At 35.4% G+C, this 13061-nt stretch carries 10 protein-coding genes; 4 read left to right on the forward strand and 6 right to left on the reverse strand.

Annotated elements, in window-relative coordinates; all coding sequences use genetic code 11:
* Positions 1-329 precede the first annotated feature (329 nt).
* From AAFF35_RS08045 to AAFF35_RS08070, 6 genes are all read right to left on the reverse strand, one after another.
* Entirely contained in the window at positions 330-1649 is a 1320-nt protein-coding gene (locus tag AAFF35_RS08045) for a redoxin domain-containing protein (protein WP_342331911.1), read from the reverse strand.
* A gap of 24 nt (positions 1650-1673) precedes the next feature.
* Positions 1674-3089: a RagB/SusD family nutrient uptake outer membrane protein gene (locus AAFF35_RS08050; protein WP_342331912.1), complete on the reverse strand. Its 1416-nt coding sequence runs from the start codon at positions 3087-3089 to the stop codon at positions 1674-1676.
* An 18-nt stretch (positions 3090-3107) separates the two neighbouring features.
* Positions 3108-6584, reverse strand: a complete 3477-nt coding sequence (locus AAFF35_RS08055; protein WP_342331913.1) for a SusC/RagA family TonB-linked outer membrane protein — start codon at positions 6582-6584, stop codon at positions 3108-3110.
* A 219-nt stretch (positions 6585-6803) separates the two neighbouring features.
* Positions 6804-7943 carry a FecR domain-containing protein gene (locus tag AAFF35_RS08060; protein ID WP_342331914.1) on the reverse strand — a complete coding sequence of 380 codons (1140 nt, stop codon included), beginning with the start codon at positions 7941-7943 and terminating at the stop codon, positions 6804-6806.
* Between the two features lie 79 nt (positions 7944-8022).
* Positions 8023-8601 carry an RNA polymerase sigma-70 factor gene (locus AAFF35_RS08065; protein WP_342331916.1) on the reverse strand — a complete coding sequence of 193 codons (579 nt, stop codon included), beginning with the start codon at positions 8599-8601 and terminating at the stop codon, positions 8023-8025.
* A gap of 240 nt (positions 8602-8841) precedes the next feature.
* Positions 8842-9747 (reverse strand): SMP-30/gluconolactonase/LRE family protein, encoded by a 906-nt coding sequence (locus AAFF35_RS08070; RefSeq protein WP_342331917.1) that lies wholly within the window; start codon positions 9745-9747, stop codon positions 8842-8844.
* Positions 9748-10225: 478 nt separating this feature from the next.
* On the opposite strand from AAFF35_RS08070, the gene AAFF35_RS08075 reads away from it, so the two are divergent.
* The 4 genes from AAFF35_RS08075 to AAFF35_RS08090 all read left to right on the forward strand — a co-directional run bounded on the left by AAFF35_RS08075 (position 10226) and on the right by AAFF35_RS08090 (position 12900).
* A complete protein-coding gene (locus tag AAFF35_RS08075) occupies positions 10226-11143 on the forward strand; it encodes a hypothetical protein (RefSeq protein WP_342331918.1) in 918 nt (305 codons plus the stop codon).
* A 61-nt stretch (positions 11144-11204) separates the two neighbouring features.
* On the forward strand, positions 11205-11549 hold the full coding sequence (locus AAFF35_RS08080) for a DUF2019 domain-containing protein (protein WP_342331919.1): 345 nt from the start codon (positions 11205-11207) through the stop codon (positions 11547-11549).
* Positions 11550-11589: 40 nt separating this feature from the next.
* Positions 11590-12195 (forward strand): hypothetical protein, encoded by a 606-nt coding sequence (locus tag AAFF35_RS08085; RefSeq protein WP_342331920.1) that lies wholly within the window; start codon positions 11590-11592, stop codon positions 12193-12195.
* Between the two features lie 285 nt (positions 12196-12480).
* The gene (locus AAFF35_RS08090; RefSeq protein ID WP_342331921.1) at positions 12481-12900 is read left to right on the forward strand and encodes a hypothetical protein; all 420 of its coding nucleotides are present in this window, start codon (positions 12481-12483) and stop codon (positions 12898-12900) included.
* The last annotated feature ends 161 nt before the right edge of the window (positions 12901-13061 follow it).

The following is a 13061-nucleotide window of genomic DNA, read 5'->3' on the forward strand; positions in this document are numbered from 1 at the left end:
ATTGTAAATGGTATGTTAGGATTTGTGGTGCTGATCCAACTCTTCCAACAAGTTATACTTTCATGGGGTCAAATCCCCCAAGTTGTCCAGGCACCGGGAAAGTATGTTCAATTTGTGCCCAAGACGATGGAACCGGCTATCCGGTCATTGATTCATGTTTAATGCAACAAATGATTTTAGCATTAAGCTTAGGTATTGATCAGCCATGTGTAACGTTAAGATCGAATTGTTGAGTTTTGAGAAAAGGACATCATTGAACGTTCATAACTATTTAAATAAGCATGAATACAGTCACTCATGCTTATTTAAATTAGAACAAGCAGTATAAGCTAAAGTTCAGTAATTACTAATACATCAATATTTCTTTCAGTTTCAATGACGTCGCATCCGTAAACCTGAAGTTGTTCCCTTAATCCCTGAATATTTTTAAATGCCCCAATTCTTACATTACCTTTAAATCCAGTTTCATCAATTCCCGGGGGATAAATCTCCGCCTGATCTAAAAATAGCAATGGGATACCTGACATCTCTGTATTATAACCATTAATTACTTTTCTGCTTAAATTAATCGAGTCCAAATTGCTGATTTCTTTTGTTTTAATCAATATCAAGCATTTAACTGGCCTTTTTTCCCAACGCGCATTTACACCCAAAATATGATTTAAATCGTCCAAAATGTATTGAAATTTAGCTTTCTTTTCAATAGGTCTCGTCGTGCATAGCTCATAGCAAAATTCATTTTCTTGATTCCAATCACTTCTAAACCCATAACTCTTATCATATACATATCTGGATCTATCTTTTACTTCAAGAATTAGTCTGTCTTTATGAGGTACAAAGTTTCTAGGTTTAATCAAATAGGTAATATAGTTGAAAGCACCCACTATGGTGTAATTGTAGAAAGTTGATCTATAGACCCGACCTATAGAATCATAGGTTTCGGTAAGCCCACCTTTGTAATCAATACCATTTCTATGACCTGTGATCCCTGAATAATGCAAAAATAAGCTTTTTGTATTATATTGGTCTGCATCTGTTTGAACAAAAAGAGGTTTTTTAGGATCGAAAATAACCATGTCATTTTTTATTGGCCAATTAACTTTTTTTTCATCCAAAATCGTTTGTATATTTTTTTCTGTCACATAATCTGCTCCTGTTATCGCAACAACAATCCCTTTGTATATCCATATTTCATGTGAAATTAACTTATATTGAAAATAGGATCCTAATGCCTTATCCTCAACAACACAAGGTAATTTTACGTTTTTTACGAATCCATTATTTTTAAAGAATTTAGTCATTACTTCCTCACTTTGATAACTTACTGGTAGAATCTTTATCCTGCTTCCAAATTTGCTTTGCAATGAATCCATTTTTGGTAAAGCTTCAATGCAGCTGCCACAAAAAGTATCCCAGAAGTCTATGATAAGTAACTTATCTTTGAAATCAGATATCTTTGCGCTCGATTTGGTATCTCTAATAATTTTGGGAATGATGATATCAGGAACTCTATCGCCTACCTTTATGTTACGAATTTTAGGGTCAGGATCAGGACGACGACTAAATTCTGTCTTTGTCTTTTGTTGGGCATATACTACTGTACTAAGTACAAGATAGAAAAGTATAGCTGTGATTTTTAGTAATTTCATGAGTTTTTAACTTTAAAAAAGGGATTATCTTGGGTTTTGTGAGATCGACGAATTAGAAATAACATCTCTTGGAATCAACAGAGTATATTTTAAATCATTAGGGGGTAAAGTGTAAGAATTGCCATTTACAGAACGATTTAAAATCACAGAAAACTGACTTTCTCTATTTAACCTACGAAGATCTGTCCATCTGATTCCTCTAAATATTAGTTCTTTTCTACGTTCATTCAATACGAACCCTAGCGCTACATCAGCACTACTTGTAACGTATTTGGTATATGTTGTAGTTGTTATCCCGTTTATGGTTTGATCTTTCCATCTTGTAATTAGTAAATCATTCAGATCTTTCAAGGCTTCAGTAATTTTGCCATCCCTTGCATAGCACTCGGCTCTTATGAGATAAACTTCATCAGTCGCAAAACCACAAAATAAATTAGATGATCCATCGTAACTTCCTTTGAAGGCAAAAGTTCCAATATTTATTCCTGTATTCGCTCTGAAAAATGCTGTTTTTCTAATATCGTTAACATCATAAGAATCGTATAATGATTTTAAAATTTTTGCGTTATTCTGAGTTAAAGATGATGAAGGAGGCATCGATGCACTAAATATTACCTCTGTATTAAATCTTGAAAACGGAAATGGCGCGGAACTATTGATCAGCTTAAAATCTAATAAAATATTATATTTCTTTAAACAGGCATCCGCCATCTCCCCTGCATTTTTATAGTCTCCCATAGCCAAATATACTCGTGCTAATGCAGCTAGTGCGGCAGTTTTTGTTGGCCTTGACTTAATTGGACTTGTCTCAGGCAACAACTCGAATGCCGTTTTTAGGTCCTGAATAATCTGATTGTAAGTCTGTTGAACAGTACCTCTGTCATCTTCTACCTCAACATCCGTACTTTGTCGGATGGGAATGCCGGGGTCCTGTTGGGCGGATGCAGCGTCAAATGGTTTGCAGAATAGTGATGCAATGTTAAAAAACGAATAGCCCCGGAAAAATAAGGCAGCTCCTTTAATTGCATTATAGTCAGATCCAGATGAGGGACTAATTTTCTCCAATAATTGTAAGACTAAGTTACTATTAAATACGGCTTTATATGGTGCTGACCATTGAGAAGTTCTATGCTGTGCCTGAAGAGCCCAAATATAGGTTTCCTGCGCCTCTACATCAGGTAATGAGGACCAACTTGCATCAGTTAGGTAATAATTATCACTTGATGCTTCACCATCCACCGGATAAGCAAGATTCATGACCGAGTAATCATCTAGCAATGCCTGACAATCCCTTAAGCTTGATGCAACGTATAGTGATGCGTTTGGTTTTAAATCTAGATACTTTTTACAAGAGGCTAAACTTAATACAGCAATAATTATAAAAAATATTTTAGCGAAAAAAACTATGTTTCTTTCATCTTTCTTTTTTTTAATCTTCATCTCGATATTTTTTAAAAGTTAAAAATCAGCGTTTATACCGAATGCCAAAATTCTTGGATTAGGAAATTGACCGGGACCAAAGTCTGGGTCTATTCCATATTTATTTGCACGCCATATGACTCCTAGATTGCTGACATTTGCATAAATTTTGGCATTCTGAAAATAAGATGTTTTCTTCTTCAATGAATAACTGAGGTTAACATCCTGCAAGCGTATATGATTTCCGTTCAGAATATTGATAGAAGAACCCCTATAAAACTGATCTCTTAAAAAGTTATTTGGGTAAACCATTGAAGGTACATTTGTATGGTTTTCGTCCCCACTGTTTTTCCAGCGATTTTCAAATTCACCACTGCCTGAGGATCCATAAGAGCCAAAGAGATCGCTATAGCTAATACCTTGCCGTCTAAACTTGTAGCCTAGTTTGTATTGTATGTTAGCCGAGATGGTGAATTTTTTCCATGAAATTGAATTTCTCACGGCTCCAAAATATATAGGCAAACTAGATCCATGGTAATCAAGGTCTTCAATTTTTGTAGGAAAATCCAATGCGGAATAATTTGTACTGATAACTCCATTCAAAAAACCTTGTGGATCGCCTGTTTTAGGATCTAGCCCGGCCCACTTATAGGTGTAAATACCATAAGCATCTCTTCCCTCAACAGGATTTATTTGTGTACCTGTTATTGCCGCAATAAGTACATTGTAGTTCGTATTGCTGGCTAAATAACGTGAAATTTTATTTCGGTTATAGCTAAATAATAGATTTGAAGACCATGAGAAATTCTTGGATTGGATATTTATGGAGTTGATGTTAACGTCAATTCCTTTCCCTCGCATATTGGCACTGTTAGTTTGAGAGTTTAAAAATCCTGTTGTAGGATTAATTGGGCCAAGGTTAATTAAATCTGAAGACTGTTTATCAAAATACTCGACTGTACCAGTTAGACGATTTTTCAACGCTGAAAAGTCAACTCCCAAGTTCAATACACGCACTCTTTCCCATCTGAGATTTGGATTAGGTGGGTTAGGTACGAAGGCAAAAGGTAATCCTGTTATCGGATTAGGTTCAGAATTATAGTTTAATACAGCAAGGGCAGGGGCATTATTTACCGCGTTCCCATTGAAGCCATAAGTTACTCGTAACTTAACAAATTCTATTAAAGAAGATTTGTAAAAACCTTCTTTCGATAGAATCCAACTCAACCCGGTTGACCATAAAGGCTGTCCTTTTTGATTACTTTTTACTCCAAAAAAGTTTGTCCCATCTTTTCTGGCACTTGCTGAAAGCGTGTACCTTCCTAAGTAAGTGTATGCTGCATTGGCAAATACAGAAGTATATCTGTCAGTCAAATTACTAAAATTAATGCCATTAGGGATTTTTTGTGGTGAATCATTACCGTTCCATACGGTATGATCACCTGCAAAATCAACAGGTCTAGCTTGCAGCAAATCACCGTTGTATCCATATACCATGTTTGTCTGAGCCCGATTGTTGTTTTCTCTTATTTCGACACCAGCTATTGCAACTAGTTCATTCGTACCCCAGGTTTTATTTGCATCTACTTGAGCACGAGAAGCATATCCTTTTAATTCTTGATTATTATAACTTAGTATATCTCCAATGGGAATTGCTCGAGTTAAAGAAGATTCATCATACTCAGTAAATTGGTTTATTAAATCCCGTGTATAATAACTGCCAATTCCAGACCAATCTACTCCCTGCGTGCTTTTTCTTTGGTACTGATATTTTATCGACAAATTAAATATAGGATTCAGTTTATAGCTGGCACCTAAATTTAGTAGAATTTCTCTTGCCTTTAAGATATTGGAGCTTTGATCTAATTCGGCTAGTGGTCTATAATGATAATCAAGTAAACGACCACTCCCAGCAGTATCTCTATATGCTCTGTTGAGATAGACAATTGCAGTATTAACATCGTTTTCAATTGGTTTTCCATTGTCATCAACAATACGTTGATAAGGAATAAAATGATCCATAACTCCATACTCAACTGGATTCTTTGAACCTGCATTTTTCGATTGGGTTTCTGTATAAAGAATGGAGGATTGTACCTCAAGATTTTTAATAGGTTTAAAGCTGGCTATAGAACGGAGAGTTGTCCTGCTATCATTAGAAGTAACAAGGCTATTTAAATTCTTATCAAATCCTCCTGAAATTAAATAATTTATTTGCCGGCTACCACCACTTACATTTAATGCATATTGTTGATTTACAGAATGTCGATATATATATTTTAAATAGTCATTTCTACTGTCTTGCTGTTTTAAATAATTAATTTGGTTTTCTGCTGAAATAGAATCAATTATTCCATTCTTTTGTTTATCCAGAATCTGAACTACCGGAGTCAGAACAGAAAACATATCCCCAACTTGACCGTCATAATATCCTTTTGAAAATAAAAATCTTTCAATCCCTATGAAATCAGTGCTGTTAATAACATTGTAATAAAACAAATCAGGTTTGCTTTTAATTGCAACGTTTGTATTTAATGAAATTTTCAAACTACTATCGTAGTTTCCCTTTTTTGTGGTAATTACAATAACTCCATTTCCAGCCCTGGTTCCCCAAATCGATGCGGCGGCTGCATCTTTAAGAATAGTAATATTTTCTACATCGTTCGGGTTGATATTATTGATATCTCCTTCGTATGGAAAATTATCAACAACAATGAGCGGGGCAAAAAAAGATGAAAGCGTACCTCTCCCTCGAATGGATAATTGTTGAAGCGGGCTTTTTGTTGAATTTACGTTTGAGATTTTATTAAACAACAAACTGGTTGTAATTCCTTCTAATCTACTTAATACATCTGTACTAACTGATCTATTGAATAATTTATTATCAATTTTTTCGAAGGAGCCAGTAGACCGCTCCCTTGGTAGTTTCTGATAACCTGTACTAAGTATTTCAACTTCTTCGAGCTTAATAGAACTTCGCTGTAAAACAATGCTAATTCCTGATTTTTTCCCAGTTAAACGATACTCTTCTGGAGTGAATCCTATAAATGTTACTACAATTGTGGCATTTTCCGCGACATTAGTTAATATAAACTCTCCATTTTCACCAGCAATAGCTCGATTATCAGTTCCTTTTTCGGTAACGGTCGCACCAGCAATCGGATTACCGTTTTCATCAACGACCTTACCTCGAATAATAATATCCTTATCCCTGATCGATGGTTCTTTCTCTCTGATTACAATTGTCTTATCCTTTATTGCATAAGTGAACGGTTCTTTTGCCAGTATTTTATTTAAAGCTATTTCCAACGGTTCATTAGTAAGCTTTACGTCGATCCTCTTTTTATCATCTAGTTTTCCAGACTGCCACAATACATTATATCCAGTTTGTTTCTGGATCTCCTTAAAGACTTCCTTTAGTGTAAAACTCTTTTGATTTAATGTCACTTTCTGCGCAACACCTGATGCGCTTACTTGTAGCAGAAAAACAGTCATTATGATAGCGGCTAATTTCATAATTCGCACTATTTGATTGGGCACTTTAAAAGGTAGGGAGTGCCGAAATACATGAATTAATTTCATACATTTGATTGTTTTGGTTTAGGTACTAAGGTTGTTTAGATGCAATTTTTAAACGAAATCAAACACTACCGGGAGTGTGCAACCACTTCCGGTTTTTTGCTGGTAAATAATTTCTTTTTGATTTTCGTTCTTATAAGTATAAATCAGTATAAGTTATTTCATAACCAAAATCCTCCTTTCTTCAATTTTGAAATGAACACCACCTGTTAACTCTAATTTCTCCAGGACCTTAGACACATTCTCAAAACGTGATATCGTTCCTGAAAAAACCTGATCTTTATTCTTGCTCTTAAATTCAACATCAACATTATACCAGCGTGCTATTTTACGCATCACACTTTCAATCGACTCATTGTCAAACGTGAATAAGCCATTTTTCCAAGCTATTGCTTCTTCAGCATCTACATTAGTAACATTTATTTCCTCTTTAGTGAATGCCGCTTGTTGATTTGGTTTGAGAATTTTAGATTCCAGGCTAAATTTGTTACGAATTTTTATTGAACCTTCAAGGAGAGTGGTTTTGACGCTAGCTTCATCCGGATAATTATTGATGTTAAAATGAGTTCCCAATACTTCAACGTCCTGTCGATCTGTCTGTACAATAAACGGATGTTTTTTATCCTTAGCTACTTCAAAGTAGGCTTCGCCGCTCAACAACTCCACCCTTCGATTAACTAACCTGGCAAACGATGAAGGGAATCTGAGTGTTGATGCGGCATTTAGCCATACTTTTGTCCCATCTGGCAAACGCACCTGATAGGTTCCACCCCTTGGAGTTTCTATAGTGTTATAAGCTTTTTTATTGTTTTCGTTAGAAACATTAGAAACTGTGTAGACCAGTTGCCCATCAGCAGCTTTTGTGATTTTAACTCCAGACTGTTCTGCTAATTCTCCATTTTTGGCATCAGTCAAAGTAATACGTTTTCCATTGGCCAGGGTCAGGAAAGCTTTATTTCCGCCAGGTGCAATGTCATGTTGTGAACTGGCTGTAGGAATGAGGGGATCATAGTTTTGATAGAAATAAAATCCAATTCCAATAAAGATTAGTATTGATGCCGCAGCCACAAGCCGTGGCCAAAGAGGGGAGGAGTTGCTTTGTCTGATAAGAGTATGCTTGTCGATTACCTCACGCATGCGAACATCTGCTGCTTCAATCTCGAATACTGACGGTGAAAGTAGATCCTTTTGTAATTCAGATGCTAACCAGCTTTCAATTACTATCTTTTCCTCTTCGGAGCATTGTCCATCCCTGTATTTGCCAATTAGCGTCTTAAAATTGTATTGATTACTCATGTCTAAACAAGATTCGTTTTAGTACATGTAAGGCAACTCAGCAAAAAGGAGTAGAAGTAGTTAGAATAATTTTAAGAAATTATAAAATTCCCGTGAACAACACATAGAACAAGCTTCCAAACTTTAATCTAAGAATTCTTATCGCATTGCCCAGTTGCTTTTTTACGGTACCGTTGGAAATGTTCAATCTGCCTGCAATTTCAGAAACAGACAAATGCTCTTTTCGACTCAACTCAAAGACAATGCGCATCTTTTCAGGCAATTTGGCAATTTCCATTTCAATAAGGCGGGTCAGTTCATTTTCACGCACCTGGTTGTCGGTAATAAATTCACCTTTGCTAATAAAGTCATTGAATGTTTGCTCATGCCTGGTAACCACTTTTTTATGATCCAGAAGGTTGAAGAATTTATAGCGTACCGCAGAATAGAGATAAGACTTAATTCCTGTATGAAAAACAATTGTAGCTACCTTGTCCCATAGGTAAATAAAAATTTCCTGAACGATGTCTTCCGCCTCAACAGTATCCTGAGTCAGTTTGAAGGCATGTAAGTAAAGTACGCCTCGATAACGATCGTAAATTTCTGTAAATGCAACATGATCATGCTTTTTTAATAAAGCGGTCAATTCCACATCGGAAAGGTTATGATACAATCTCATTACAACGTTCACCAATTTATATGACAAGGCGTAATCAATTATTCAATAGAGATTAGATATAAAATTACTAAAATTCCAGTGCAATGTTAAAAATATATTTGGTAAATGTTAACATTATGATTCATTCACGATTGATAAAAAAAATATCAAGCGCCAAAATAAATCACTTGAACAATTTCAGGCAATCAAATCTGAAATTAAATTATTGCCACGATATCTTAAAAGACACTACGCCCAATGCTATTCCACTCCTTGACTCTGCATCTTTATCACATATACGGCTTTGCGTGCAGTGATAAATAAATGATCCCTATCTTTTCCAAAAAAACAAACATTGGTAGGGATCTCTGCAACTTTAATTTGATCGAGCAGCCTGCCATCAGGACTATAGATAAAAACACCTCCGGCACCAGTCAGGTATAAACGCCCCTGGTTATCCAGTGTCATGCCATCAGAACCCCGTTCAATGATCAGTTCTTTTCCAATCAGGTCTCCGTTCTTTTCGATACGGAATCTGTAGGTTTTTCCGGTCCGGTTATCTGCCACATACAGATATTTACCATCGGGTGTACCAACAATACCATTCGGTTTAACCATCCCGCTGGCAGCTACTTTTACGTTATTACTCCCTTTTGGAATATAATACACATCTTCAGTTTTAAGATCCGGGGCAGTCCTTTTCCAGTAATCACGCTGGTAATAGGGATCGGTAAAATACATTCCCCCATTGGGATGGATCCAGATATCGTTTGGTCCGTTGAATTGTTTGCCAGGCTTGCTAATTAGGACAATTTTTATTTTACCGGAAGGACTTACAGACCATAGCTGTCCCTCTTCGTCAGCACAGGTAATCAGGTTACCCTTTTTATCGAAATAAGTTCCGTTGGCCCTGCCCGATTTATTCAGAAAAATAGAAAGCTGCTGATCCCTTGCCTTATATTTCCAGATCTTATCATTCGGCTGATCGGTAAAAAACACATCTCCGTTTTTATCAACAGAGCAACCTTCCGTAAAACTGAATTCCGAAGAAACCAGTTTAAGGTCGGACTGAACAAAGAGAGGCGCGCTAATACCTGACTGCGCATTCAAAAAAAATGGCGCAAGTAATCCTACTGTGATTAAAAAACTAATTCTATAAATATTCATTTCTGTGTGGATCTGTCAAAAGATAAGCCTAATCTATAACTATTTAATAAACTGAAGCTGACTAAAGTTAAAAGACCCCGTATTAGCCAACACTTTTAGGTCTGTTTCCTCTTTTCTGTGAGATGTATACACTGGTAAGAATCAGATAGAGGTGAACTACCAACAGCTCCCGGAGCAGTATGTCAATAAATTTATTGCCGACAATATGGAGGGATATTGTTTATATAAGATTGATTAGTATGCTTTTTAATATTTATAAGGTGCTGTAAGTTAGTTCGGTATGGTCATTGATCGTCTGGTACAGCCCTATAAAACTTGTTTTTGCGTGTATATGCTGCATAGATTGGGCATTCACTAAAATATCTTCAGAGATTTTGTGTTTTATTTAAAATTTCTGATATAAATTAGACATACATCAAACATATACTGAACTAAGTAAATAGAGGTGTCAACTTTTTATAAAATGTGCGGAATCCTATTGATAAAAGCCAGAGAATATTTATCTGCCTTAAGGGAAAGTTATTTTGTGAGTAAAGTTAAATTTGAAAATGGCGATTATGGAGTAAAGGCAATACTTACTTCACCCTGGGAGAGTTCGTTCTTAAAACTGTTTTTTAAGAAAAACGTGGAAGAATTGGAACTTAATATGGGAAAAGGCTGGAAAGGCGATAACCTCGATTTTTTGCAATTTCTGCCTAATCTTAAATCGTTGATAATACTTGATCTTCGCATAAAATCCATTAAAGCTATTTATTATTTAAAAGAGCTATACACAATTAATATTTCAACTTATTGTGAAACTCCAATAGACTTTAGTGTTTTTCCAAATCTTATCCATTGTACGATTGAATGGCGAAAGGGGTCTGAGTCGTTATTTAATGTTGTTAAACTTGAATCACTTTCTATCAATAATTATAAGGAAAAAAATAGCTCAGTATTTTCTGAACTCGTAAGACTTAAGGAACTAACTCTAATGAATTCTGGTTTAGCGGATCTGAGGGGGCTTTCTTCATTGACCAATTTAACATATTTAAGAATAGCTAATCTCAATAGAATCAAAATGCTTGATGGTATCGGGAATTTGAGCCGGTTGCAGATACTGATGATTCAGCGCTGTATGGGGGTAAACGCTATTGAGGAAATCTTTTCATTACACCATTTAAAACGGCTTATTATTACTGATATGACAAAAATAAAAACCATACATGGGATTGAAGCGCTTAGCGATCTGGAAATGTTTATGTTTTTTGGCTCTACAAATATCGAAGACGGAGATCTGAGGCCGATTTTAAAATTGAAAAAGCTAAAGGCCATTTCTTATAGAAATAGAAGCCATTATACACACAACAAGGAGTTTTTTGGTGATACATATTTTCAAGGATATAAAAACCTATAAGGATTATTTTAAACATATAAATCAATCTGGTAACGATTATCTGTTATCTAAAGCTGCTTAAATGAAAATTAAAGATATTAAAACTGCATTAGACACTTTTGAAGAAGCTTGCTCAATACATGCGGAGGCAACTGAAAATGGAGATTACAAAACTGGTAATAAAGCTTATAAAAATATTATGAAGGCTGTTAATTACCTGAAAAATGGAGATGAACTTACAAGTCTTAAAAATTATATGACTAATCCAAATATAGGAGTTCGCTTATGGTCAGCCTCTTTTTTATTGACATTTGATGAACCAGCAGCTACAAAGGTCTTGGAGGATATTGCTAAAGGTGCTGGTATTCATTCTCTTATAGCAGAGACAACCTTGAGTGAATGGACGAAGGGGAATCTTAAAATGTAAATTACAATTATGGTTTTAGATACTTAAAAAAAGACATTGTATGAATTTCACTTTCGCCGAAAAAATAAATCCCAGGCTAGAAGTTTTTGACTTTGAAGGAGCGTTACTCATTGCCCAGACTGAGCTTCAAACGTTACCTGTTTCTCCCTTCCATGCAATAATAGGGAGGTCATTAATGCATATGACTAAACATTTGGCAAACTGGATTGATGATTTTTATGATGGAGCCAAAAAACGCGCTGCGGTTTGCGGTCTATATTTTGAATTGAATGAGTTTGATATCAATACTGACTATTGGTTTATTGATGGTTTCGCTTATGATGACTGCGACACCGATCCTGATGACATGGATTGGTTATCCGATTTTATGACGGATGCACGTACAGAAACAGGTTCTGTTTTTTATATAGAAGATTATCGTGCGCTACAGTCAGCCTTTTCAGAGATAGATAAGAAAAAACTAAATGGAGATTGGACTAAGGAAATGCAGGATGCAAGAGATTGGTGCGAACAAATTATCATCATTCGGTTCATGGAACTCATGAGAAACGTTCACTTACTAGCAAAAAAGCAATATTTAAGCTGGTCAGATATTCCCATCTATTTTACTGAACATGAATACGACTTTATTGTCAAATCTGAATAAAATATGCTGTTGCGGGAATTGCCTTTCCATAATAAATTATTATCATAAAAATCCTTCAAGCATAATGACCATTTGAGTGTAAGTGGTCTATAGAAAGTAAATATTATGAAATCTAATGTCGAATTAAAATTCTTAGAACTTTTGCGAAAGCCTGTGAAGTCCAGGCAAGAGATTAATGACATGAATAAGTTTGCTTACTTATTTGAAATGGAATTGCGTGAAGAATTAGCGGATTTGACCAGCGAATTGAACGAAATCGGAATTCAATGCTCAGATGTGTGAGATTTGGTAAATACTAAAGTTAAATATCCTACAGCCATTGATATTTTACTAAGGCATTTGCCAAAACCCTATCATGATAAAAACAAAGAAGGGATAATTAGGGCCTTAACTGTAATGGAAGCAAAAGGAAAAGCAGCTTCCGCATTGATCGCTGAATACCAAAAAACGCCGAAGGAAAATGATAATTTAAGATGGATAATCGGAAATGCTATAGCAACTGTATTAACGTTAAATGAAATAGATTGGGTATATTCTACAGTCTTGGATAAAAGTAACGGTAGAAGCCGACGACAAATGGTATCGGCTTTAAGCGCTGTAAAAACAGAGAAATCTGAAGGTATATTAATAGATCTGCTCGAAGATGATGAGGTTGCTCCTCAAGCCTTAGCAGCTTTAGGGAAATTAAAATCAAAAAAGGGCTAAGGATAAAATGAAGTCGAATGTGAAAAGTTTTTGCTCAAGTCCGAGGAATTGTTACAGGGTTAACTAGGATCTAATTTTTATGGTTGAAATTATACTTTTTATGGTGCTATTTACTTTTTTTTTCAATCTTTAATTTTATTGTTATTAACTTACTTTAATTG

The sequence above is a fragment of the Pedobacter sp. FW305-3-2-15-E-R2A2 genome (assembly GCF_038446955.1).
In the GTDB taxonomy this organism is placed as follows: Bacteria; Bacteroidota; Bacteroidia; order Sphingobacteriales; family Sphingobacteriaceae; genus Pedobacter.

Coding starts and splice junctions, on each gene's coding strand:
- AAFF35_RS08085 (WP_342331920.1), top strand. CDS start 11,590: ATGAATTTCACTTTCGCCGAAAAAATAAATCCCAGGCTAGAAGTTTTT.
- AAFF35_RS08065 (WP_342331916.1), bottom strand. CDS start 8,601: ATGAGATTGTATCATAACCTTTCCGATGTGGAATTGACCGCTTTATTA.
- AAFF35_RS08045 (WP_342331911.1), bottom strand. CDS start 1,649: ATGAAATTACTAAAAATCACAGCTATACTTTTCTATCTTGTACTTAGT.
- AAFF35_RS08060 (WP_342331914.1), bottom strand. CDS start 7,943: ATGAGTAATCAATACAATTTTAAGACGCTAATTGGCAAATACAGGGAT.
- AAFF35_RS08070 (WP_342331917.1), bottom strand. CDS start 9,747: ATGAATATTTATAGAATTAGTTTTTTAATCACAGTAGGATTACTTGCG.
- AAFF35_RS08080 (WP_342331919.1), top strand. CDS start 11,205: ATGAAAATTAAAGATATTAAAACTGCATTAGACACTTTTGAAGAAGCT.
- AAFF35_RS08055 (WP_342331913.1), bottom strand. CDS start 6,584: ATGAAATTAGCCGCTATCATAATGACTGTTTTTCTGCTACAAGTAAGC.
- AAFF35_RS08050 (WP_342331912.1), bottom strand. CDS start 3,089: ATGAAGATTAAAAAAAAGAAAGATGAAAGAAACATAGTTTTTTTCGCT.